Source organism: Pseudomonas sp. H3_A02 (assembly GCF_054671965.1).
Genome location: NZ_CP162807.1, coordinates 1,327,708 through 1,352,638, shown reverse-complemented (window position 1 = coordinate 1,352,638; position 24,931 = coordinate 1,327,708). Strand labels below are relative to the sequence as shown.

Genomic DNA, 24,931 nt, shown 5'->3' with positions numbered 1-24,931 from the left:
CTAATGAATTTTGCTGCCAAGGGTCACCACGCCATCGGCGCGCTCGTGTCCCAGCCAACTGGTCCATCCCAGGCGGCAGGTATTCTGTTCACCGATGCACAGCTCACGAATCTCCTGCTGGCGCAGGACCAGGCGAATGTCATATTCAAGGGGATCACGCAGGGTGAATCGCACCAGCGAGCACAACGGCTGGTAACCGTTACCGATGGGCAGGAATTCGTGGAAACGCTGCCAGTCCAGCTCGCAGATATGGATCCGGAACTTGCCGCTGCGGTCGCGCACCCGTTCGCCGAGCACCAGGTCTTGGCTGAGCAGGTTGTTGGCGCTCCCCAGGCGATTGCGCTGTTCGTCAAGGATGTCCACATGCCGCTCGATGCACTGTTCGAGGTTCAGTTCAGCGTGTTTGAAGTAATAACGCAGTACCGCCTCGATCAGCGCCGCCGAATGGGCACGCAAGCTCAGCAAGCCCAGGTATGGCAGCAGACGTTTCCAGTTCAGTTGGCTGGCCTTGCGAATCTCTTCGCCCCCCAAACCGATCAACGCGTACAACTGCTCGGAAAATGGATCTCGGGCACCACTCTGAAAACTTGCGCAGTAACGGTACTTGCGCCAGATCGGCAACATCAGCCGTTGGAGACGATGGTGAAAGATGTCGAGGAAGTCGCGTGTCGGGTTGTCCTTTTCCTCCCCTAGGGCCTGCTCACCATAGAACGCTGGCAGCGGCGACCCTGCCCCCACCAGCCCGATCAGGTTCAAGCACAGACGCGCCCGCGCCTGGCCGTGTTCTTCGAAAAACTCCACACGATCAATGTCGCTGGCCGCAAACCCCAGACTTGGGTTGGCCTGGAACTCCAACCGGTCGTACAACGCTTCATCATCCAGGCCAGGGTGAGCCTCGCGCAGCCGATCGATGATCAGCAACACAGCCTGGAATAACGAGTACTCGCGTATTTCTCGTGTCAGCACGCTTAGAGAAGCGGCTGTTGGCCCATGCGGGGTGTCCATTGGTACACCTCTCCCTGTGTGCTGTTCACCCGCAGCTCGTGGTACGAATTGAGGCTGGCATACAACGCGAAGAACTCGTTGAGGACCGAGGCGAAGACGAACAGATCGCCCTCGCCGATATAACCTTGCGGGTCGATAGTCAGCTCGGTGCGCAAGCCACGCACCGGCAAGCCTCGGTGCAGGCGGTCGACGTGCTGGTGCCGGATGGACTTGAGCCCCTCCAGCAAACGCTTGCTGACTTTCTCTGCCTGCTCGTCGTGGTAACGCGGAAAATCGTAGCTTTCGAGAATCACCTTGAGCGCATTGACGTCTGCCAGCGACAAGTAGTTGAGCGACATGTTGCTGATCAGCTTCCAGAGGAAGTCGCGGTTGAGTGGCGGCGCGAAGCTTGGCGTGACCGGACCGATGTTGCGGAAACTCAGTGCCTCGGGACTTTTTTCGCCGGGTTGGTCGATGTCACCCGGCTTGAGCTCGCGAGGCAGGTTCCGGTTGGTGCACATCAACTCAATGGACAGGGTTTCATGCGGGTGAGTGTGCCGGACGCCAAAGCCCAGGCAAGTGTCCAGACCGTCGTGCAACAACGAAGGCCGCTGGCGAACGCTGTAGTAGGGGCGGCTGTGGGGTACATCGAAGCTTGAATCGTGCTCGAAAGACTCGAACGGCACATAGGCCTGATAACCCAGGCCTCCGGGACTCCAGCCGGTGACGCTTTCGACCGAAAACACGCCGCAGTGCGCCTGGTCGTAATCGGCCGGCAACAGCAGGTACTCATCCTGTTTGCCGTCCAGGCGGATCGGCTGGGCGTCATGCTTGAACAGATTGACGATCGGCGTGCAGTACAGCTTGATGTTATCCAGCGTCGGGCGCATCCGCTGGATTCCACTTTTACCAATATCGAAGCGCAGCTCCAGGCCACGCGTCTGTTCGATGCTGCCGTGCGGCAGGGCGTTGATCACGTCCAGGCCATCGATGTCGACGAACAGGAACTTGTCCTGGAAAGCGAAATATTCTTGCAGGTAGCGATAGCCGCGAAAGGTATTCAGCGGATACGGAACCAGCGCTTCCTCTTCGGCAAACCCTACCGGCTGGACACGGTCGGCGGGGAGCCTGAACGTCGTTGGGCTGCCATCTGCCGCCCGCAGGGCCTCGCCGGTGCCGTCCAGCGGGATCAGCTCGATACCCTCGAGGTTACGTAACAGGCTGAGATAGAGCATCTGGCTGATGTAGCGCTCGCCGGTCAAGTGCAGACGCAAACGGCTCAGTTGCAGCTCGCCCACATGACCGTCGCAACGCATTTCCAGATGCAGGCTCAACAGCGATCCTTCCCCTTTCACTGAGTAACTCAACCGGGTCAGATCAAGCGCCAGGACGTCGGTGGGGTAACACGTCAGGAAACGACAACGCACCTGTTGGACAGGCTTGCTTTCGACTGGCGTATCGCGCTCAACCCGCAGCGCAGGGCCGGATCGCTGCAGCGGATCGAACTGCAAAATGCCGAAGGCTGGCAATGGCCGCATGTAGTTCGGCCACAACAGCTGCATCAGCGAATGGCTCAGCTCCGGCAACTGGTCATCGAGCTTCTGGCGCAGTCGCCCGGTCAGAAATGCAAACCCCTCCAGTAGCCGCTCTACATCCGGATCCCGTCCGGCCTGTCCCAGGAAGGGAGCCAAAGCCGGGTTACGCTCGGCGAAACGTCGACCCAACTGGCGAAGCGCCGTAAGCTCGCTCTGGTAGTAATGGTTGAACGACATCAATGGCTATCCTTGTCTGACCTTGACCTGACCGCTGCCGTCCAGGCACGCGGAAAAACTGACCTGCCGCTTGATCCCTTCCACATCCAACAACGCATCGATGCGCAAGGAAAGGCGAAGCTGATCGGCGTTACTCGGCACTAAAAAGACACAGACATTGCGCAAGCGTGGTTCGTAGGCCTTGATGAAGGTCTCGATCGCCTTGCGGGCTTGGCTCCCCGCGTCGTGCAGGCTCAAGCGCATGTCATTGAGGTCCGGCAGCCCATAATCCGCGAGTGTCTGCACGCTACCTGCCCGAGTGCTGAGCATCTTGGCCAGATGCGCAGCAACGGATGTGACGGTGCAAACCTCGCGGCTCAACCCCCTGCGCTTTTCAGAATTACCAGCCAGTCGCTCGAAAAGGCTGCCGTAAGTCATGGGTGCTTACGCCTTGTCCAGCTTGCCAACCAACGACAACGTGAAATCGGCGCCCATGTACTTGAAATGAGGCCGAACGTTGAGGCTAACGCGGTACCAGCCCGGTTCACCTTCCACGTCGCTGACGATGATCTTCGCGGCACGTAGCGGACGACGGCCACGGACTTCGGCACTCGGGTTCTCCTGGTCAGCCACGTATTGGCGAATCCAGTTGTTGAGCTCACGCTCCAGGTCCGTACGCTCTTTCCAGGAGCCCAGTTGCTCGCGCTGCAGCACCTTTAAGTAGTGAGCCAGGCGATTGACGATCATCATGTAAGGCAACTGTGTGCCGAGCTTGTAGTTCAGCTCTGCATGCTTGTCCTCGGCGCTGTTACCGAAGAACTTCGATTTCTGCACGGAGCTGGCGGAGAAGAAGGCGGCGTTGTCACTGCCTTTGCGCATGGTCAGGGAGATGAAGCCCTCCTCGGCCAGTTCGTATTCGCGACGATCGGACACCAGGACTTCGGTCGGGATCTTGGTTTCGATTTCGCCCATGCTTTCGAAGTGGTGCAACGGCAGGTCTTCGACCGCCCCACCGCTTTGGGGACCGACGATGTTCGGGCACCAGCGGAATTTGGCGAAGCTGTCGGTCAGCCTCGTGCCGAACGCGTACGCCGTGTTGCCCCACAGGTAGTGCTCGTGGCTGTTGGCAACGGTTTCCTTGTAGACGAACGATTTGACTGGGTTCTCTTGGGGATCGTAGGGGGTGCGCAACAGGAAGCGCGGTACGGTCAGGCCGAAATAGCGGGCGTCTTCCGATTGACGGAAGCTCTGCCACTTGGCGAATTGCGGGCCTTCGAAATGGTCTTTCAGGTCCTTGAGGTCCGGCAGTCCGCAGAAGCTCTCCAAGCCGAAGAATTTCGGACCGGCTGCGGCGATGAATGGCGCATGGGACATGCAGGCGACACTGGACACGTACTGCATCAATTTCACGTCCGGCGAGCTTGGGGACATGAAGTAGTTGGCGATGACCGCGCCCACCGGCTGCCCACCGAACTGGCCGTACTCAGCCGTGTAGATGTGCTTGTACAGGCCCGACTGCATGACTTCCGGCGAGTCTTCGAAGTCGTCCAGCAAATCGTCCTTGGACACGTTGAGCATTTCTATCTTGATGTTTTCGCGGAAGTCAGTGCGGTCCACCAGCAACTGCAAGCCGCGCCACGCCGACTCCAACGCCTGGAATTGCGGGTGATGGAGGATTTCGTCCATCTGGCGGCTGAGCTTGGCATCAATTTCGGCGATCATGCGGTCAACCATGGCTTTCTTGACCGGCTCGCCGCTGTTTTGCGGCTTGAGCAGCTCTTCGATGAACGCAGACACACCGCGCCTGGCAATGTCGTAGGCTTCATCGTCCGGGGTCAGGCGGGTCTGGGCGATGATGCTTTCAAGAATGCTGTAGTCCGCGTTGTCCTGGCTCTGCTGCTGTACTGCATGGGTATTCATGTTTCGGCTTCCTTGGCTGAAAGAATCAAGCGCTCTTCGCGGTGGTATCCAGACCCAGCTCATCCAGTACGCGGCGGCGGGAATCGTCATCGGCGAGTACGCCTTCGATGGCTTTACGAAACGCCGGCGCATTGCCCAACGGCCCCTTGAGCGCCACCAACGCGTCGCGCAGCGCCATCAGTTTGCTGAGTTCCGGCACTTGCTCGACCAGGCTCGCCGGGTTGAAGTCTTTCATTGAGTTCAAGCGCAGCTGTACAGGCAGTTCCTCAGCGCCGCTCTCTGCCTGGAGACGATTCGGTACGCTCAGGGTCAGGCTCAGCGCTTGCTTGGCCAACACTTCGTCGAAGGTCATTTTGTCGATGCCAATCGGCTTGCGATCCTCGACCTTGCGTTCATCCCTGCGGTGGGTGTAGTCACCGATCGCCAACAGTTTCAACGGCAGTTCAATGTCTTCCTGAGCACCGCCGGTAGCAGGTTTGAAGGTGACGTTGATGCGTTCCTTGGGGGCGACCGAGCCTTCTTTGGCCATGACTTTCTCCTTACAATTTTGGACCCGGAGGTCTATTCAATAACCCGTTCCAGGTCGAGGTGACACAACCTGCGATGGGTCTCTTCCTTGCACTCACGTACAGAGTGGTTTTGTGGCAACAACTCGCAGCAGCTGTGCAACAAGTGCAGCACCTGCAGCTCCAGGGCAGGCTCCCAGGTGCTCAGGCCTGCGTTTCGTAGCGTCTGATCGAGGGCCTCCAGCTGAACCTTGGTGAGTTCGTATTTCCTGGCGGAGAAGCACAGGCGAGCCAGCGCGAACTGCCAGAGGAATCGCTCGCGTGCCCCATTGGCGCTTTGCATGGCTTGCCTGAGCAACTTAACGGCAGGTTTGAGACCGTCCTTGCGCAGGATCGCCTCGGCCTCCTCCAGCGCCAGCTCCCAAGGCGCCTGGTTGTCGGCGACATCGGCTGTGGGTGCCCCGCCGGGCCTTTGCAGGTGAGGCATGACCTGGGCAGCGATCCAACCCCGTGTGGCCGAATCGGCGAACGGCGTACCGTCATGCCAACGCAATTCGATAATGCCCGGCAGGCGCTGGATGAATAATGCGAAGTGGACTTCCACTTCACGCATGGCCAACTCGGCGTTCAGCCCTTGCAGGCATTCCCAGGCAAGCCTCTGGCCATCGAACCAGAACGGTGCCGTCGCCAGGCTCGCCTCGATCTCCACAAGCAGGTCTGCGTAATCACCCTGCTGGAGACGGTCCTGATAAGCCTTGAGTTTGTCCACCGGCAGGCCACGCAACTGGGTGACCTGCTCAGCGTTGCGCTCGGGCAATACATCGATGGCCAGCCAGAGCAGGGTGCGATTGAGGCGCAGGGCACGAGCGTCCGTCGCTTTTTGTTTGAGCCACCAGATGCATAACGGACGCGCCCCATCCTGCTGGGCGCGCAGGGCCTTGTGAGCTTCCTTTTCGTTTTCGATCGGAGCGCCGGGGGTAAGCAGTTGGGTGGCAACTTGTTTTACCTGAGCCACAACCGTCCCAATGGCACCAGGCTGCGGTCGGTTTTCGATGGCCCGCTGGATCATGGTGTTGAGGCGCCGGCACAGCGGCAACAGTAGAGGTGCGTCATCCCCCAAGTGGACGGCGCAAGCAGCGTCGAGGCCTTCCAGCTGTTCCGCCAGATGACGGAACATCGGCAACTGCTCCTTGATCGCAATATCATCGCCGAACGCTTGCTCCAGGCGAGGCATCAGCCAATTGATGCTAGCGGCACGGGTTCGATTCTTGAACGGATGAACTTCAAGCCAATGGTGTTCACATAGGTGCTGCAAGAGACCGAGCCCGGCCAGCAGGCCCTGGAATGATTCACGCTGATACAGCGCCCAAACCAGCCAAGCCGCCACCCGCAAATCCTTCGACTGGGTGCGCAACAGCGCTTCACCTCCCTCCAGGATCTTCAGCCAGTCGACCTGGCCACTTTCGTGCATCGACTGAGCTTTGCCCACCTCACGTTCCAAGGCTTCGTATTCATTTGAAAAGCGCACGTCCGCACCCGCAAAACTCTCCTTGGAAACGGGCGTTTTGGCGAGAGCCAGATAATGGGCGAACAGTTTTTCGGAATACGACATTCACGACCCTGCTAAGACAATTGGTTTGTGGCATGGGCAATTTGGACGGCATAGCTATTCAAGATGAATATTCAGCCTCGCTTGTAGGAAGTTTCGTTAAACACATCCAGACATCTTTCCCGCAATCACGTTATTTTCTTAGCTACCGAACGCCGCCAAGAATGCCAAGGTTTTCCACATAAAAAAGTAGGAACTTTCCTCTTTTCCAAAGAGACACATCCATATTGAGACCACCTGAAACTTCCGACGTCGAAGCAGCCTTTAACAAACTTGAGAACTCCAAGCTAGTCAACGAAAAATCACTTCAAATTATTTCGTTCGCGGCCATTTCTTCTCTCAAAGAAAATTCCTACATCCTTTTCTTTTTTTACCGGTGCGTGCGCGCCCCCTGATCAAGGCTGCTTCAATGAGACCAGGAGCCAAAGCCACAGCCCAAGGACGTTCGCATGTTCCATACCCTTGATTTGCCCAACTTCCGCCTCACGATTGCCGATCTCGAACATGACCTCCAAGTCGTGGCCTTCGAGGGTCACGAAGCCATCAGCGCCCCTTATTCGTTCGACATTGAACTCGTCAGCGAACAAAGAAATATGAATTTGGAAAATTTATTAAACAGGCAGGCCTTTCTAACATTCGATAAACAGGGCAGCGGTGTTCACGGACTGATTTATCGTCTTGCACAAGGTGACTCGGGCAAACGTTTAACGCATTACAAAATAAGATTAGTGCCACGACTGGCTTACTTGGAGCACCGCACCAATCAGCGAGTTTTTCAACAGACCAGTGTGCCGCAAATCATCACATTGATTTTCAAGGAACACGGCATTCTTAGCGACGCTCATCGCTTCCAGTTGAATGCACGTTATCCGCCTCGCGAGTACTGCGTGCAATACCACGAATCGGACTTGCACTTCATCCAACGGCTGTGTCACGAAGAAGGCCTGCATTACCATTTTCAGCACAATGATTCGGGCCATCTGCTGGTACTGGGTGATGACCAGACCGTATTCCCCCGGCTTAAACACTGCACTGCTTATAAACACGACAGCGGCATGGTTTACGACGAACCGGTTATCCATCGTTTTGGCCTGCGACTGGAGACCCGAACCAGCCGCGTCACGTGTCGTGACTACGATTTCAAGAAGTCGACGTTCCTATTGGAGAGCAGTTGCCAGCCTAACCTCGGAAAAGTCCGGCCGGACTTGGAAACCTATGATTATCCAGGCGACTTTACCCAGGAAAAACGCGGCAAGTTATTGAGCCTGCGGACCTTTGAACGCCATCGCGCCGACTACCGCCAAGCTGAAGGAAAGAGTAATCAGCCGGCACTGACGACGGGACACTTCCTGACGTTGAGTGAGCACCCTCGCCAGGAATGGAATGACCTATGGCTCCTGACCGAAGTGCATCACCAAGGCAAACAGCCGCAGGTGCTGGAAGAAATGCCCCCCTGCGATACGGGCAGGCATGGAGACCACCTCAATCAGGGCTATCGCAATCGCTTCGTTGCCACGCCTTGGGACGCCGTCTTTCGTTCGCCGCGGGTCTATAAGAAACCACGTATATCGGGCAGCCAGACAGCAATCGTCACCGGCCCCCAAGGCGAAGATATCCACTGCGACCTGTATGGCCGGGTCAAGGTCAGGTTCTTCTGGGATCGCGCGAAACGCTTCGACGACGGCAGCAGTTGTTGGTTGCGAGTCGCCTCGAACTGGGCAGGCAACCGCTACGGCGGCGTCACGATCCCGAGGGTGGGCATGGAAGTGTTGGTGACGTTCATGGAAGGCGATCCCGACAAGCCTTTGATCAGCGGGTGCCTGACCAACAGCGCCAATGCCTCGCCCTACCCGTTGCCTGCGCACAAGACCCGTACCGTGTTTCGTTCTTGCAGCTCGCCGGACGGCAATGGCTTCAACGAGCTGCATCTGGAAGATCGCGCAGGTCAGGAGCTGATCTATCTGCGGGCCCAGCGTGACATGGAACAGAAGATTGAAAACGACAGCCGACTGGAGATTGGCAACGAGCGGCGGGAAACCATCAAGGGCAACAGCATCACCGTCCTGCACGCCGAGGAGCATCGAACCACGGCCGCCAACCGCACGGTCCAGGTCGAAGGCAATGACTACCTGCGCGTCGCCAACCGCCACATCCGCGTTGATCAGGTACTGGCCGTCGAGGCCGGGCAACACGTGCATATCAAGGCGGGTGCCCATGTGGTTCTTGAAGCTGGGGCGACCCTCAGTTTGAAAGCCGGCGGCCAGCACATCGTGATCGACCACAGCGGCATCTACAGCAGCAGTGCAATCCAGATCGGCGGCGCACCTATGGCCGGTATCACCGCATCGTCGTTCACGCCTGGTTCGACGGCTCCCCTGACGGCCCCCCCGCCAGTGCTCGCCACCACCCAACGAGCCCTGATAGCGGCCAGCAAAGCAGCGGGACTGGATTTCTGCCCCCTCTGCGAGGCTTGCCGTGAGGGTTTATGCCCAACGGAGGCCGCCGCATGAAACGCTCACTCCCGCATCGATGGCTGATCGAACAGCAACGTCTTGGTCATGCCTTGTGCGTTGTGCTGGACTCAGAAAATGAGCATCACATGCGCCAAACATTGCTGAAAAGCAGTCGTCCCGACCAATACCTGAGTGTGTACGGACAAACCCTGGTTGCTGAACTCGGTGACACCGGGCCCTTTATCTTCATCGTCGAGCGGCCCGGCGACGAACCTGTCAATGAACTGCTCGACCGGCCTGACAGCCATTGGGGCTGGCTTGCCAGCCTTCCCAAAGGGGGCCTGCCAACGTTGGTGGAGCACTGGCGTGAGCGGTTGATTATCGGAGAGCGCCCTCATCAAGCGCTGTACCGCTTCCATGACAACCGCGTCCTGGCCCGGGCGCTCAAACATCTGCCCGTTGAAGCCTATCCGGCCTACCTCGGGCCAGCGCTAAGCGTCTGCTACTGGCAGGACACTGGCTGGGCAAGCATGCATAACCCGGCGCCGGGGACATACCCAGTGCCTGCTTCGCCGCTTTGGTTGCAGGTGCCTGCTACCGCGCAGCAAGCGACACAAACTCGACTCCTCAATGCCCGCCGCTTCCTGTTGGCCGAACATGTCCGGGCCTTCGCCACACTTGCCGAGCAACGGGATCCAGAGACGTGGTTGCGTGCCACGCTCGATCAGGCCAAGGCATGGCACTGGCAGGCCTCTGAACAGTTGGAGTTCTTGCTGACTCAGTGCCTGCATGCACCCACCCATAGTCCGGCGTCGTACTGGCAAGTACGCCCGGCCGAAAGCCCCGACGAGCATTTTCAACGGGTACGCCTGATGACGGCATTCTGGCAAGGGGATGCGCCGCTATGAAATATGCCCTGCGAATTTCGTGTTTGAGCGGCTGCCTGGCGCTGACGATGGGTTGTGCCGCCAAACAACCGAACACGTTCATTTTTACGGCAGACTTGCCGCCTGACTTTGCCTACCGTGCCGCGGTGTACTACGTACCCGCTCCAGGCGAAACCTGCACCGTCGAGACCCGGTATAACAAGGCGCCAGTATTCAACAGGGAGTGGCGCAAGGCCTACACACCTGATTCCGAAATCGTTATTCGCCGAACCCGCATGGGTTGCCCGTTGGTGATCGATCGCATCGAACTCGAGATCAACTCCGCCTACGGTAAGGATTGGAGCGATATCAGTCAGGACTCGGCCAATATCGTGATTCGCGATGCACTGGAAGAACAATACAAAGGCGCTTTCAGCGAAGCGGGCGAAAGCACTTTCTACGGCCAATGCCAATGGTTGTTCCGCACCTCAGGCAAACCTCGCATCCTCAGGAAAATCCTCGACTGCAAAAAAACCGACCCTCAGGGCGTGCTTGGGCGCGGGCGTCCTTTCTCGGCGTACACCCTCGATCAGCTACCGGGCAAGACCGTGAGGATGAAGATCAAGTTGGCCCGCGATGAGAGCCCTTACATGGGGGATACCTGGGTGAAGGTGCCTAACGGCTGGAAACGCTGCATGGGCGATAACTTCGAAGATCCATACGCATTTTGTTTTGGTAATTACAAAGACTTCAGCGGTTTTCAGATGCCTGACGGACGCAAATGCACTATTTATCCCGGCTGTACGGAATAAGGAGATCACGTATGACGTCGTTTCAAAAGGAATTGGAATCAAGGCTAAGCAGTCGCATTTTGACTTGCCCTGCAAGGGGTAGATGGACCCGTTTTCAACTCGTCGATGAATTGGGCTCTGGGGAGCCTTATGCGGGGCTGGCCTATGTTGCTATCGACTCGGAGGGACAAAAATATCCAGGCAACCTGGATGCCATGGGGATTGGCAAGGTCACCAACCACTACGCCGGGCCAATTGCCCTTACCTTTGAGCAACCGTATCAAGAGCAGGGAAAATGCTATATCGAGCTTCAGCGCAGAGCTCACTACCCTCTCAAGATCACCGAGCTGCAAGTTCGTGCCGAGCAAACCCGCTACCTGAACCCAAACGCCACCCGCACCCGGGAAAACCCGGCACAAGCCTGCGCAGACGATTTTTTCCAGGTGGAAGTACGGCATCTGGTCAAGCACGTCGCCCATTTGCCCCCCGAGGTGTACCGCCATTACCCGCACCCGGCAGGGCCGGCACGACTGATGGGCGAACATGGCAAGCTCGGCGTAGCGCTGATGCCGAAAAAACACACAGTGCTGGAAGTTCGCCCGTTGCGTGCCTTGCAACCCATGCTGTCCACAGCCCCCGAATTCTGTGCGCTCAACTTGTACCAGTTGGCGCTCATGTCGACCCTGACCTATTGCCCATTCGGCCAGAAACCCGACGAGGCCCCGATAACAACGGCGGTGGACTTTACTCGACGGCCGAGCGTGAGCAACTGGTTCGCCGACGCATTGGCCAAGTCCGAGGAACTCGGGGAGTTCTATCCAGGACAAACAAAACCCTACTACCCGCTGTATGAAGACGTGCCCTACTCCAGACGCTTGGAGATCGTGCCATTCGACCCGGCCCTCTACGCGGTCAACGACCCTGAATTGGGGATACATCAGGAGCATCCCGCCAAAGTCCATTTTCTCGACGACACCGGCGAGCAAGACGGCACGAACACCCAGGCCTACATCACCCACAACGACGAGCTGATCCTGATAGCCGTGCGTGGCACCCAGCAACTCGCCGATTTCCTGCGCGACGCCGATGCACGCCAAGTGCCGTTTGAAGAAGGTGTCGGGCAGGTACACCGAGGGTTCTATGGCGCAGCCAAGAAAGCAGCGGCTTTCGTGACGAGCTACCTGAACCGGTTCTATTCCGGGCAAAAACTACTGATCTGCGGCCACAGCCTGGGCGGCGCGGTGGCACTACTGCTCGCGGAAATGCTGCGGCGCAGACCGGAAGGCTACACCCTCCAGCTCTACACCTATGGCGCACCTCGCGCCGCCGATGCCACCTTCACAAAAAACGCCGAACCTCTGGTGCATTACCGAATGGTCAACCACAACGACCCGATACCCAGCGTGCCGGGCAGTTGGATGAATACCAAAGGAGGCGTTTATGGCACGGGGTTGGCCCTTGCATTCGCCAACGTACCGGTCGGGCTCTCCGTGTTCGTCGCGGGCATCACCCGCTGGACGGGCGAACCGTATGAACACCACGGCATCTTGCGACATTTCCTGCCGGTGGAATTCGATCGCAAGGAACGCTCTTCGATCCTATGGATGCCCCGTTGCGACACCATCACCCAACACGCCGCGTGCGAGGTGGCCCTCAAGCATAAACATGGCCTGCCGGACCGTCCGGCATTGCTGACCCAACTCGTCCAGACCGACAATCACTTCATGGTTCCCGGCTACATCCCCGCCTGCTGGGCGACCTTGCGACGCTGGCAGCAAGCGCAGATCAGCGGAAGTACGCTGGTGACAAGACGCGAATATGAATGGATCGACAATGCACTGGCGCGGATTACCCAACAGTTGCGCGATGAAGAGCGTCGCCTGGCGGGACGAGGGGCGCCCAATGGACGTAGCGAACATGCCATCAACATTGCGCTCATCCGGGAGGTCGACAAGCTGCACAGCACCCGCGCGCGCCTGGCGACACTGCGTACCGCGTCGGTGAGGGAAAAAGACGTCTATGGGAGCTTGTCGGAACAACCTGAGCAACTGGCCCACAACCTGGCTCGCTGGCAGGCGCATCCGGAGAACAGGGTGGCGGAGCAACTGGCGATGGCACCGGCCATGGATGACGGCAGTGAATTGATCCGTGGTGGTCACGGGTATGCCATTGGTGAACCGTATACGCTGGATCTTGATTCCATCATTTGACCGGCGCGGCTGCCAACCTACGGCGGCTGCGCCCGAGGCGTCGGACCGGCCGGGCGGGGGAGCCAGCTCTCTCGCCACGGGCTGCGGCTTGCTGGCAGAAATCGAAACTCAAATGGCCTGACTCAGGTTATTCAATTACCTTGGAACTCCGGCATGACCTCCGGAGCAGCATTGATTGACTCAGATTGTTCATCACCGTGACCTACGTACTGGAACGAGCCTTTACACTCACAAAACACTGCGAGGCTGCCTGACCCATGGCTAAAACTGTTCCTTTGCCTAAGCCCGAGCGTGACTTGTTGCTACTGCACATCGAGCTGAAGTGGATGACTCCCACGATTTGGCGTCAGTTCGCAGTGCCTGAAAACATTACGTTGGGCAGGTTGCATCAGGTGATCCAGATCGTGATGGGTTGGAGCGACTACCATCTGCATGAATTTGAAATCGCCGGTGAGAACTACGGCGTGCCCGATCCTGATGGCTGGGGACCGCCGGTGCATCCGGAAGCTCGTAAAACACTGATCAAGGCACTGAACGGAAAGCGGACATTCAATTATCTCTATGACTTCGGTGATGAGTGGCATCACCGTATCAAGGTCGAAAAAACATTACCCGCTACTGCCTGCCCTCAAGTGCCGTACTGCCTCGAGGGCGCCAATGCCTGCCCACCGGAAGACGTGGGTGGTGGGCCGGGTTACGAAGTGTTTTTAGAGGCCATGACCAACCCCGAACATCCCGAGCACGACGCTACGGTGGAATGGTACGGGGAGATCTTCGACCCGACGTTCTTTGATTGCGAACGCGTGAACCAGTGGTTTAAACGGATCAAGGTCTGAGTGGCAGGCGGGTGTAGTGCGGATGCTTACCTCAGATTAGGTAGGTAATGTGCTGCCGCCATCGCGAGCAAGCTCGCTCCCACAGAGGGTTGGCGGTGTGCGCTCATTCTGTGATCAGCTCGGGACGGTCAACGACGCTCAACCTGTGGCGAGGGAGCTTGCTCCCGCTGGGCTGCGTAGCAGCCCCAAAACGGCCGGCGCATTCCTACAGAAAAACCGCTGCCCCACCGGGTGAGAGCACGCTTCCTCGCCCCGAATCCTGGGCATTACGAAGGCTTGTTTATTCTCCCTCCGCCCCCCTTCCACCAAGCTACGAATCCTTGCGCCATTGCCTACAACTACGCCAGAATCCGCCCGCTTGTGCGCCTTGCCCATGGGTTCTATCGTTTCCCTGCCACTGCCCATCAGTGGTCGGGTTTAGTAGCCCGAGGTTGTGTCAGTAAGATGCACGAGCTCTCCATCCAAACAGGTTCCTAACCTGTCCTTGATGGTGGCTGTGCGCAGGGCGCTTCGGCGCGCCGGCAATGCTGATCTCCCCGGTCTACTAACCTGCGTACAGCCTCCACCCTTCTTTTAGTAGGGAAGAGGTTGCGGCTTAACCATGGAGTATCAGCACATGTTCAAGCCAACACCGAATCCCCCCGAAGCAGATCGCAGCTCTGCGTCCACCAAATCCAAAACTAAGAAACAAGACGAAGCAGAAAGGCGCGCCTTGGATTATTACCTGCAACCGAAACCGGAAAACCCGAAGATGCATCCAAACCGGGCCAGCTCTTCACCGTGGCAAAAAACGCCGACAACGAATGCCTGCTCGCCAACCTCAGCGAAAACCTGGCATCCGCCGACGCGATGATCAGCAACCTGGCCTTCGACCTGGAAGGCCCCCGCCGCCACATCGCCCTCGGCATCCAGCAATTGATCGAGATGAGTTCATTGCTGGCGAACCGAGCGCTGGATAACGTCGACCCTCGCTAACCGCTACACCACCCGTGGCGAGGGGATTTATCCCCGCTGGGTGGCGAAGCCGCCCCAAAACAGGCTGGCGCATTTCTTCGGAAATACCGCGTCGGCCGGTTTACGACGGCTGCGCCGCCGAGCGGGAGCAATCTCTGGCCACGGACCGTGTACACCCTTAGTCCGGGCATATAACGTGCTACCGCCATCGCGAGCAAGCTCGCTCCCACAGGGGATTGGGGCTGGGTACCCACTCTGCGACCACCTCGGGATGCTTAGCGACCCGGCCTTTGCACTGAGTGGTTTCGCAAAGCCCTACGCGCCTTGGAATAAAGCGCGTCGCAAATCAGTCGAGATTCACTCAATAAAAAAGAACCATATTATTATTTATGAACCAATCTTGATAATTTGGTTTTTAAGGCGCAGGATGATTCCATCTCCTCTGCTTCGGAGGAACGCTACTGGAGTTGTTCCCTATGAGCGATGAAAAGGCCGAAACGGTCTCCTACACCCTGCGCAACCTGAGCAGCAGCTTGGACAAGACCATCGCCGCTGTGGCCAGTACGCTTGGCAAATCGAAAAACACCTTGATCCTTGAGACCTTGGAGCGGGAGTTTTACAACTGCATCACCACCTACGCCCGGTCGAATTTGCTGGTTTCGGCGATGGATGCCGAGCTGGCGAAAAAATTCGGAATCGAGATTCTTCCGGAGTGGTATGAAAGCGTCCACACCATCCAATATGACCGCTACCTCAGTACCGAACTTAAATTGGACAGCATCGATAAGGTGGATGCTGTGTTCAAGGGGAACCTCCCGTTGCTTGAGTTGCGTGCCAAGCAGTTGGTAGACAAGGGTTACCTGAAACTGCCACGGGGCATCTCCTTGACGTTCGCCTTGTTCATCGAAATCGCCAAGCAAGATGAGGTGCTTGTTCGCAAGATTCACAAAGGACTGTTCGGAATCAGTGAGAACTTCTACGAATACGTGAACGACATTCGTAAAGCCCTTTCGCTTCCCGCTATCAAGCCTGAATAGCCAATGCCAGAGCTACACCTCATTCACCCTGCTGATTTCGTTCACCTAATAGATGAACAAGGAACTATGACGCATGCTACTCGACCACCTTAGTGAAATTACCGACAACCAACACTACCTTGTAAAAACAAGTATTCACTACGACGAATACCTGCACTCGCTAAATAAAATCCTCAACGCTCTTCAGGCTAAAATAGGCGAGAAGAAAATCAATCGTCTCATCCGAGACAAATTACAAGTTCGCGCCGGAGCTTTTAACGAGAGTCAATATATACAGGCTGCCTGCGAGCTGACAGCCATGAGCGAGTTCATCGACTATCCAGATGCGGCATTCGTCTACGAAGATAAAATCACTCCTCCTAAAGACGTAGACTTCAGCGTAACGGTCAAAGGAAAAAAATATAATCTGGAAGTAAAATGTGCCTCTTACAAAGATGAGACACGCCTCCCTGACGAAGTGACGCTTACGTTTTCAAATAGAATGCCAATCCGCGAACAGGCGCTTGGAGAGGTGGGTGAGCGCCTGATGTCGAAAGGCAAAATTGTCAAAGAAGGGAAAAATCTAGATAACGTAATGAAAGATTTTCTTGAGTCCACCCAAGAAAAAGTCAAACAATGCAGAACAGACGACACCAATATATTAATTGTATGCTGTCACAACGAAATTGACATGCAGCTGTGGCGTGGGTACCTATTTGGGGAGGGTGGATTCTTTACTGAAAGCAGCCCAATCGGACACGAACGATTCGATCACGTAGATTTCGTTCTATTCACCAACACTTATAACAGACACTTCCAATATTTCAATGATCCGAGGGTATCCAATCACTGGAGCCTCTCTTCCTCTTTTAATTTACTGTACCCAAACAGATTTTCAAAAAAAAGCAAGTCTATATCCGTTGAAAGCGGACGAGAAAAGCTAAGTGAACTAAATAAAATATTTCCCAACCACAACATAAAATTCGAAGACTACCTGAAGAACCAGGAAGATGTTCCTTCTGGAGAAAAAAAAGCGACGAAGAGCTTCCTTGGCGTTGCTTGGTACGCCGACAAATTCAAGGCCAACAGTGTTTTTTATTTTCGACAGAGCTGAGTCACGCGCCCTTACGTGATCAAGACATTATCAATGACAAGCAAGACCACTTGAGTACCTGTAAATGGCCACTGTTCCTGACGTTTTCATTATTGAAACATTAAACCCTGACGATGAAGGCAATGGTCGCTTCGAAGGCAGCGTTATTTCTTCAGTCTTGAGGCTACACGAAAAAAAACCAATATACTGCTATGTCAGGACGCGGGATCAGTTCATCGAAGCTGTTACAGAGTTCGGAAAGTCGAGATATCGGTACCTACACATCTCAGCTCACGGGAACAAACATGGATTATTTACCACCAATCAGGACAAGGTGAGTTATATAGATCTTGCAAAAATCCTGGCACCTCACCTGAAGAAACGTCGCCTCTTCTTATCCGCTTGTTCCATGATCCATGAAAAATTTTTATCTGCACTTTTCTCTACTACCGAATGCATCTCAATTGTGGGACCTCGCAAGGCATTATACTTTTCTGACGCAGCGGTGACTTGGCCCGCCATTTACCATCTTATGTTTTCTGAAGATACTAAAGGCATGGCTCAAGCTCATCTTAAAGAACAGCTAGCCCATGTCCGCGCTCTTTTTAAAATCGACCTGGCTTATTGCTCAAAATCAAAAAAGAAATGCGGCTATACTCATAATCTCTTGCCTGATTAACACCGCCCCCATGCCCCAACCCCGCGCACACCCGCGCCAACAAGGGGCGATTTACGGTCAAACCTTTTGGCCATTTCGATCCCCTTTTGGCCTCTCCTGCCGTTCTCCAAAACCCCGCACACCGCAAGACTGTGTCTAAACCGACCAGCCTTGCGGAGAACAAAAAAATGCTGACGATCTACTCAGACGATCACCACCTGCACCACGGCCGCTGTGAGTTGATGGACGGGCAACTGATGCCCTGTTTCGAGATGCCGTCCCGGGCCGATCATGTGTTGGAGCGGGTCAAGGCGCAGGGGCTGGGGCCGGTGGAGGCGCCGCAGGATTTTGGCCTGGGGCCGATCCAGCGCATCCACAGCGCGGCGTACCTGGAATTCTTCAAAGGCGCTTGGGACCGTTGGGCCAAGTACAACCGCGAGGGCGACTTGCTGCCCTTCACCTGGCCAGCGCGGACCTTTCGCACGGTCATCCCCACCAGCCTGCACGGCCAATTGGGTTACTACAGTTTCGACGCCGGCGCGCCGATCACCGCTGGCACGTGGCAGGCGGCTTACAGCGCCGCGCAAGTGGCCCTCACCGCCCAGGCGGACATCCAGCGTGGTGCGCGCAGTGCCTTTGCCTTGTGCCGTCCACCGGGGCACCACGCTGCCGGTGATTTGATGGGCGGTTATTGCTACCTCAACAACGCGGCCATCGCCGCCCAGGCCTTCCTCGACCAGGGCCATAAGAAGGTCGCGATCCTCGATGTGGATTACCACCACGGCAACGGCACCCAATCGATTTTCTATGAGCGCAGCGACGTGTTGTTCGCGTCGATCCACGGCCATCCGGAGGCGGAGTTTCCGTTTTTCCTGGGCTATGCCGACGAGCATGGCGAGGGCGAAGGTGAGGGTTTCAACTTCAACTATCCTTTGCCGGCGGGCTCAGGCTGGGACACCTGGAGCGCGGCGCTGGAGCAGGCCTGCGGGCAAATCCGCGGTTACGACGCCGACGTCATCGTCGTGTCCCTGGGCGTGGACACCTTCAAGGACGACCCGATCTCGCAATTCAAGCTCGACAGCCCGGACTACCTGGCGATGGGCAAACGCATCGCGGCGCTCGGCAAGCCGACGCTGTTCGTGATGGAAGGCGGTTACGCGGTGGCAGAAATCGGCATCAATGCCGTGAACGTTCTTGAAGGTTTCCAAAGCGCCCCATGAGGAAATAACAGCATGAACAGACTCAAGCGTTTAATGGCTCCAGCCGTGTGCGCCGCGCTGCTTTGCGGCGCTGTCCAGGCCGAGGAGCGCACCTTGCGCGTCTACAACTGGTTCGACTACATCACGCCCAAGGCCTTGGAGGATTTCAAGGCGCAGAACAGCCAGGTCAAGCTGGTCTACGACATCTTCGACACCAACGAGGCCCTGGAGGCCAAGCTGCTGACGGGTAATTCCGGCTATGACGTGGTGGTGCCGTCCAACGTGTTCCTGGCCAAGCAGATCGAAGCCGGGGTGTTCCAGCCCCTGGACCGCAGCAAGCTGCCGAACTGGAACCACCTCGACCCCAAGCTGATGAAGCTGATCGAAGCCAACGACCCGGGCAACAAGTTCGCCGTGCCCTACATGTACGGCACCATCCTGATCGGCTTCAACCCGGACAAGGTCAAAGCCGCCCTGGGCGACAACGCGCCAGTGGACAGTTGGGACCTGATCTTCAAGGAAGAGAACATCAGCAAGCTCAAGCAGTGCGGCGTGGCGCTGCTCGATTCGCCGTCGGAGATCCTGCCCCTGGCCTTGCAGCACCTGGGCCTGGACCCCAACAGCAAGAAGCCGGCGGACTACGCCAAGGCCGAAGCGCTGATGATGAAAATCCGTCCGCACATCACCTACTTCCACTCATCCAAGTACATGGCTGACATCGCCAACGGTGATATCTGCGTGGCGGTGGGCTACTCCGGCAGCTTCTCCCAGGCGGCCAACCGCGCCAAGGATGCCAAGAACGGCGTGACGGTGGACATGCGTCTGCCCAAGGAAGGCGCGCCGATCTGGTTCGACATGCTCGCCATCCCCAAAGGCGCGAAAAACCCGGACGACGCCTACACCTTCATCAACTATTTGCTGCAACCACAGGTGATCGCGCCGGTCAGCGATTTTGTCGGTTATCCGAACCCGAACAAAGACGCCACCGAGATGGTCGACCCGGCGATCCGCGGCAACCCCAACCTGTACCCGACCGCGGCGGCGATGACCACGCTCTACACGTTGCAACCGTTGCCCAGGGATGCCGAGCGTGCGCGTACGCGGGCCTGGACGCGGATTAAATCGGGTCAGTGAGGCGTACTGGAGATTGCTTGCGCTGGGCTGCGGAGTAGCCCTTTTTGTGAGCGCTTCGCGCTCAAGCGCGAGCAAGCTCCCTCGCCACGGGTTTTGCATGAACCAAGCGCGCTATACATAGTTACCACCTTCCCTGGCTTGTGCCGCCCTAGCATGGAGTCCCCCAGCGTTTCGCTCCGGGACTCCACGTCGCACAAGTCAGGGAGACTCCGATGACACCAAGCTCTACAAGCACACGCCTCACCCCCGCAACCGACCCCAAGGACGCCGTGCTCAACCGGTTGCTCGCCGGCCCCACCTACCCCGAGGTGGCCGCCATCCTCCTGCGGGACGGCCTCAAGAAGCTCTACCCCACGCTCAACCTCGACCCCCACACCACCGTGGTCGGCGAGCCGCACTGGGACATCGTCGACGACGAAATCGTCGAGCGCCAGACGCGTTATGAAACCCTCAGCGACATGCTCGCCGGGTTGTTGAACGACAGCGGCCCGACGCTGCTGATCGAAGGGTTGCACTTTCTGACCCAGCTGCCCCTCACCACGCCTGATGTGCATTTGCCGGTGCGTATCGACCAGATCGGGCGGCTGATCAACGAGCTGCAGCCGGCCATGCTGACGGCCTGCCAGGAGCAGCAATTGGCCTATTGGAATGCCTCCGTCGGCGATGCCGGCCCGCGCTGGCATGAACTTTCCAGTGCGTTGCGCACGGCTTGGGACGTTCGGCGGGTCAAGGGTTGGAGCGAGGCTGAATGTGCCATGGCCAGGCATTTGTTCCGTTATCCCGACCGGCAAGGCCGCCAAGACAATAACCTTTATGACGCCCATGCCTATCTGATCGACATCGACGGCATCGATGGCGATCAAGTGCAACGCATGGATGACAACACCATCGTGGTGCTGATCGGCAAGATCGACAACAAGGAAGTCATCCTCAAGTACTCGATCGTCAACGGCTATGAGAGGTTCGAGACCCAGCAGGCCTTGGGGCAATCGCTCCCCGCCCATTTGGCCCCGGACAGCTACCGGAAAATCCAATGGCGGCTGTATGAGCCCGACGGCAATATTTTCGATTACAAGGCCTGCGGGATGATCGCCGAGCAGGTCAAGATCATCGGCACCTCCAACGCTCCGGACATGTTGACGTTCCGCGAAAACAGCCAGGCCTCCAGCGTGGATACGACCGACGACCTGGTGGAGGTCTGGTTTCAAAAACAGATGCCCCATTGGTTGCAGGCGGCGTCGCCGTCCGACCAGGTGCTGTTTGCCCAGCACATGAAGAACCTGTCGATCTTGAGCCACGCCCACGCCGGCAAAACCTACCTGGACGATATTCCCGCCATCAAGGCCTTTGCGTTGAACACGCTGAAAACCCAGATGACCGCCGACCATGCCGATGCCGCGAAACTCGATCTGGAAACCATCGAGATCGAGGTGCGCAGCCCGGTCATCTGGGGCAGCTTTGTGGTGCCCGGCAGGGTCGACACGGCCCGGTTCAGCCTGGTGGAGCTGGCCTTGCAAAACCTGATCGCGCTGCCCTTGGGCAACAAAACCGTCAGGTCGCAGGACGACAGTGAGCTGCCCGAATGGATGACCGTGGCCTACCTCGAAAACCTCATCACCCAAGTCGATATCGGTCGCGTTTATCCTGAACTGATCAGGAGCAAGTTGCTCGACGACCCGACGGAGTCGGCCCGCCGCGAAAAACTCTACACCGACCAGTTACGCATTCAGTTGCCGATGCTGGCCCTGGAAAGCAAGATCCGTGGCCAGGGTGACCTGGACGAAAAGGGCTACCGTTACGTCGCCGCCCTGATGGAGCCTGACGAAACCGATCGCAAGGTGGACGGCAACCTCATCGTCCTGCGCCAATTGGCCTTCGTCCCTGAGTTGCAACTGGGCAGCTCGGAGGACGTGGTCACCAATATGTTCGTCATCGGCCCCCAGGATTCGAACGCCGGGCCCTGCCTGTTGTATCGACCGATGCTCGAACCGCAGTTGTGCCAATACCCGTCGTTCAGCAACCTGCTGTATGCGATCAGGCAAACGCCTACCTTGCGCCAATCGGTGCTGGCCTGGTTGCCCGATGGGGTGCGTGACGATTACGGCCGGTACGTGTTCCCGGACCTGCTGCCCTCCCCCTGGAGTATCGTGGCGTTCGTGGCCGCGCCGTTGACGTCCCTGGCCAATAGCGGCCCCATCGGCTTGACCGACAAGACCCTGGGGGCAGATTTCCTGCCGCGGTTGTTCAAAGCCAACGCCGATGCCTTGGTCGAATTGGCCGACCGTGAATCGATCTCCAATCACGAGAATCGCTGGCAAACCTTTAAGCGTGCCGGCTGGCTGATCCTGAACCTGGCCTTGCCTTACCTGGGAACGGCGGTCGGCACCGCTGCGTGGCTCTGGCAGATCCTCGACGATATGGAGCAGCTGACACAGAACCGCGAAGGGGCCGACAGCCAGGCCAAGTGGGAGACGTTCACCGACCTGCTGTTGAACATCGCCTTGGCTATCATTACCCACACCCTCGACCGCGCCAGGGCCGCCCGACGTCCGCGCCGGCCAGAGGCGCCGGAGGTGGTGCCGGGGGTGGTGCACGAACTGGAAAACCTGCCCAAACCCAAACCTGAGTTCGTGATAGAGCAACGGGCACCGCTTGCCAGCAAGGCGTTGGCGACCGAGCACTACGAGACCATTCGTTCCAGCGGCGCCTTGATGGGCCGGTCGAGGCAGAGCGCCAAGCTGCTCGACAGCTTCAGCCTCGACGCGCCGCAAGGCCCAGAACGCCAGACCGAGGGTGCGCTCAAAGGGCTCTATGAGCAGGCCGGCGACTGGTACGCCAACCTGGCCGGCAAATGGTTCAAGGTGTTGGTGGAGGGCGAACAGGTGTCGATCATCGATGAGAAAAACCCAGCGCGCGCGGGCCCTCCCCTGATGGCTGATGCACAGGGCGAGTGGCACGTGGATACGCGTCTGCGCCTGCGCGGCAGCGGGTCGCAAGGCGTCAGGCAGAAAGTTATCGCCCAGGCGACACGTCGCCGAATCGAGCTGTTGCTCGAGCTGAACCTGTTCGAAGCCAAGAAGCCGCAGCACCAGAAGCTGCTGACCATGCAGGCCCAGGAAATGAACGAGGCGACGGGTGCCGCCAAGGAGACCAAGCGCGACACCTACGTCAGCACCTTGAAAGCGCAGCGGGAAAACTACGAACAAGCCTTGAAGATCCTCTTGGAGTGGCCGGTGTTCCAGTCACGGCCCGACTACCCTCGCACCCGGCTCGGCTACTTGAACGCGCAGGTCAATTTCACCTTCGTGGAGATGGATGCGCTGAACGAACGTTTCACCCCAGTCATGGGCAAGGCCAAGGCCATGATCACCTCCGGGGTCAAGGTGCTGGAGCAAGCGCATATCGACACCGCCGAGAGCATGGTCCGCGTCGGTGACGACATGATCGAGCGCCTGGACTACATGGAGACCCGCTTCACCGAGCTCAAGGAGGTGGGCCACGAAGGCTTCGAGTTTGTCCGGCGACACCGCCGGAAGATGCCGCTGTACACGAGTGACGACCTGCAACTGATCAAGATCGACATGTTTCGCCACCTCTGCCTGTCCCTTGAAAGCGTCGAGTCGATGCCCGAAGGCTGGGAGGCTATCAACCAGATCGTCGATAACGCCACCGTGGCGTACCAAAGCCTGCGCGACGCGATCAATGAGCGCAGCGTGATCCGCCTGGACGAGCAGATCGACGCCTTCGGCAGCCTGATCGAACAGTTCACGGCCATCGACGAACATCTCCAATACCTGGCCAATGAATACAAGACCAGCATCCGCCCGATACAACTCACTCGATTGCGGACCGGGATCGGCCTCGCCAAGAAACGCACCTTGCGTCATTTGGCGGCGGCCCTCGATGAACGAAGCAACCGGCGCGTCGCAAGCTCGCCTTATGACCTGCGCCCCAGACCGCGGAAAAAATTCATCCGGGCACGCTTCTGGGGGCTCGTCAGTGGCGAACCGCGTTTGTCCAAAACCCTGGAGGAAACCGATTGGGTCGACGTGAAGAACCCGTTTTCGGGAGAGATCATCGTCACGTTCCACCGCAAGGAAACCGGCGAATGGATTCCTCACGTCAAGCCCGACGCCACGCCGGCCGCCGTCCCGGCATTGGCCACCAGCATCAATAAGGGCACCGACCTGATCAACGGCCTGGCGGCGTTCAAGGCACAGATCGAGCAAACCGTAGAGCAGACGCACCAAACACCCGCCGGTATCGGGATGATCCTCAATGCCCATGCCGGCAGGATGGAAAAAGTCAGCGCCGCCATTCAGAAGGCCCTCGACCAGGCGCAAGGCGTCGAGTCAAACGAGACCGCGGAGCTTCCCGCCGTACAACGGCGCTCGGCCGAGGCCTTGCGCCTGCAATTGGAGAAGGAGGCGAGCACTCTGTATGTGCTGGGGTTTGAAACCGTACTGAACGTCATCAAGCGCCGCCCACCGACCATGAGTGGCGTTATCTGGCTGAAAAGCCGCAACCAGATTTCCATCACCAAACAAAAGACCCGGCAACGCATCAAGACCCCGCCCTACGGCTACCTCGACCGGTATGAGATCAAGGACCTGAAAACCAATAAAACGCTGTGGTTCGCCGATTTCCGCTACTCGACCAACTGGGTGCCGGCCTATGCGTTTCTGTCCGGGCGCTTGAAAACCCTTGAGCAAATCGACCAGAAGGCCTCCCCCCTCATCCCCACCAAGGCGTTCAACCAGCGGCAATTGATCGACCATTACCGCAGTGAAATTGCCGCGGACCAAGCCAGGGAGGTGTTCTTCCAGAAAAAACACGGGTGACCTGAGCGCTGTACCGCTGCGTATACATAGTTACCACCTTCGCTGTCATGCCCCTCCCTAGCATGGAACCCCCGAAGCACTCGGTTTCGGGGGTTCCACGTATCACCAGA

General features: G+C 57.6%; 17 protein-coding genes and 1 pseudogene. 12 read left to right on the top strand and 6 right to left on the bottom strand.

Going from position 1 to position 24,931, the window contains the following annotated elements; translation table 11 throughout:
• The 6 genes from tssG to tssA are packed head-to-tail and all read right to left on the bottom strand — an operon-like array spanning position 1 to position 6,773.
• Positions 1-1,005, bottom strand: a complete 1,005-nt coding sequence (gene tssG, locus AB4N80_RS05715; protein WP_122567607.1) for a type VI secretion system baseplate subunit TssG — start codon at positions 1,003-1,005, stop codon at positions 1-3.
• The gene (gene tssF / locus AB4N80_RS05710) at positions 969-2,756 is read right to left on the bottom strand and encodes a type VI secretion system baseplate subunit TssF (RefSeq protein ID WP_122567608.1); all 1,788 of its coding nucleotides are present in this window, start codon (positions 2,754-2,756) and stop codon (positions 969-971) included. The genes tssG and tssF overlap by 37 nt, the downstream gene beginning before the upstream one ends.
• A gap of 6 nt (positions 2,757-2,762) precedes the next feature.
• Positions 2,763-3,173 carry a type VI secretion system baseplate subunit TssE gene (gene tssE / locus AB4N80_RS05705; protein ID WP_122567609.1) on the bottom strand — a complete coding sequence of 137 codons (411 nt, stop codon included), beginning with the start codon at positions 3,171-3,173 and terminating at the stop codon, positions 2,763-2,765.
• 6 nt (positions 3,174-3,179) lie between these two features.
• Entirely contained in the window at positions 3,180-4,655 is a 1,476-nt protein-coding gene (tssC, locus tag AB4N80_RS05700; RefSeq protein ID WP_122567610.1) for a type VI secretion system contractile sheath large subunit, read from the bottom strand.
• 25 nt (positions 4,656-4,680) lie between these two features.
• The gene (gene tssB / locus AB4N80_RS05695) at positions 4,681-5,184 is read right to left on the bottom strand and encodes a type VI secretion system contractile sheath small subunit (RefSeq protein WP_122567611.1); all 504 of its coding nucleotides are present in this window, start codon (positions 5,182-5,184) and stop codon (positions 4,681-4,683) included.
• A gap of 32 nt (positions 5,185-5,216) precedes the next feature.
• Entirely contained in the window at positions 5,217-6,773 is a 1,557-nt protein-coding gene (tssA, locus tag AB4N80_RS05690) for a type VI secretion system protein TssA (RefSeq protein ID WP_122567612.1), read from the bottom strand.
• 446 nt (positions 6,774-7,219) lie between these two features.
• Here tssA and AB4N80_RS05685 point away from each other — a divergent pair, with 446 nt between their 5' ends.
• The 12 genes and pseudogenes from AB4N80_RS05685 to AB4N80_RS05630 all read left to right on the top strand — a co-directional run bounded on the left by AB4N80_RS05685 (position 7,220) and on the right by AB4N80_RS05630 (position 24,821).
• On the top strand, positions 7,220-9,280 hold the full coding sequence (locus tag AB4N80_RS05685) for a type VI secretion system Vgr family protein (RefSeq protein WP_122567613.1): 2,061 nt from the start codon (positions 7,220-7,222) through the stop codon (positions 9,278-9,280).
• The gene (locus AB4N80_RS05680; protein ID WP_122567614.1) at positions 9,277-10,131 is read left to right on the top strand and encodes a DUF4123 domain-containing protein; all 855 of its coding nucleotides are present in this window, start codon (positions 9,277-9,279) and stop codon (positions 10,129-10,131) included. The genes AB4N80_RS05685 and AB4N80_RS05680 overlap by 4 nt, the downstream gene beginning before the upstream one ends.
• Positions 10,128-10,901, top strand: coding sequence for a hypothetical protein (locus tag AB4N80_RS05675; RefSeq protein ID WP_122567615.1), 774 nt, complete (start codon positions 10,128-10,130; stop codon positions 10,899-10,901). Before AB4N80_RS05680 ends, AB4N80_RS05675 begins: the two co-directional genes overlap by 4 nt.
• An 11-nt stretch (positions 10,902-10,912) precedes the next feature.
• On the top strand, positions 10,913-13,090 hold the full coding sequence (locus AB4N80_RS05670; RefSeq protein ID WP_122567616.1) for a lipase family protein: 2,178 nt from the start codon (positions 10,913-10,915) through the stop codon (positions 13,088-13,090).
• A gap of 257 nt (positions 13,091-13,347) precedes the next feature.
• A complete protein-coding gene (locus tag AB4N80_RS05665) occupies positions 13,348-13,926 on the top strand; it encodes a plasmid pRiA4b ORF-3 family protein (protein ID WP_122567617.1) in 579 nt (192 codons plus the stop codon).
• A 616-nt stretch (positions 13,927-14,542) separates the two neighbouring features.
• Positions 14,543-14,901: pseudogene (locus AB4N80_RS05660) on the top strand (DUF6124 family protein).
• 455 nt (positions 14,902-15,356) lie between these two features.
• Positions 15,357-15,917 carry a hypothetical protein gene (locus tag AB4N80_RS05655; RefSeq protein WP_122567618.1) on the top strand — a complete coding sequence of 187 codons (561 nt, stop codon included), beginning with the start codon at positions 15,357-15,359 and terminating at the stop codon, positions 15,915-15,917.
• 73 nt (positions 15,918-15,990) lie between these two features.
• On the top strand, positions 15,991-17,010 hold the full coding sequence (locus AB4N80_RS05650) for a hypothetical protein (RefSeq protein WP_354335968.1): 1,020 nt from the start codon (positions 15,991-15,993) through the stop codon (positions 17,008-17,010).
• 64 nt (positions 17,011-17,074) lie between these two features.
• Positions 17,075-17,668, top strand: a complete 594-nt coding sequence (locus AB4N80_RS05645; RefSeq protein WP_122567620.1) for a hypothetical protein — start codon at positions 17,075-17,077, stop codon at positions 17,666-17,668.
• A gap of 167 nt (positions 17,669-17,835) precedes the next feature.
• Entirely contained in the window at positions 17,836-18,867 is a 1,032-nt protein-coding gene (locus tag AB4N80_RS05640; protein WP_354335967.1) for a histone deacetylase family protein, read from the top strand.
• 12 nt (positions 18,868-18,879) lie between these two features.
• Complete coding sequence (locus AB4N80_RS05635) at positions 18,880-19,980, top strand: polyamine ABC transporter substrate-binding protein (RefSeq protein ID WP_460081080.1); 1,101 nt, start codon at positions 18,880-18,882, stop codon at positions 19,978-19,980.
• A gap of 212 nt (positions 19,981-20,192) precedes the next feature.
• Positions 20,193-24,821, top strand: coding sequence for a dermonecrotic toxin domain-containing protein (locus tag AB4N80_RS05630; RefSeq protein ID WP_460081078.1), 4,629 nt, complete (start codon positions 20,193-20,195; stop codon positions 24,819-24,821).
• Positions 24,822-24,931: the final 110 nt, after the last annotated feature.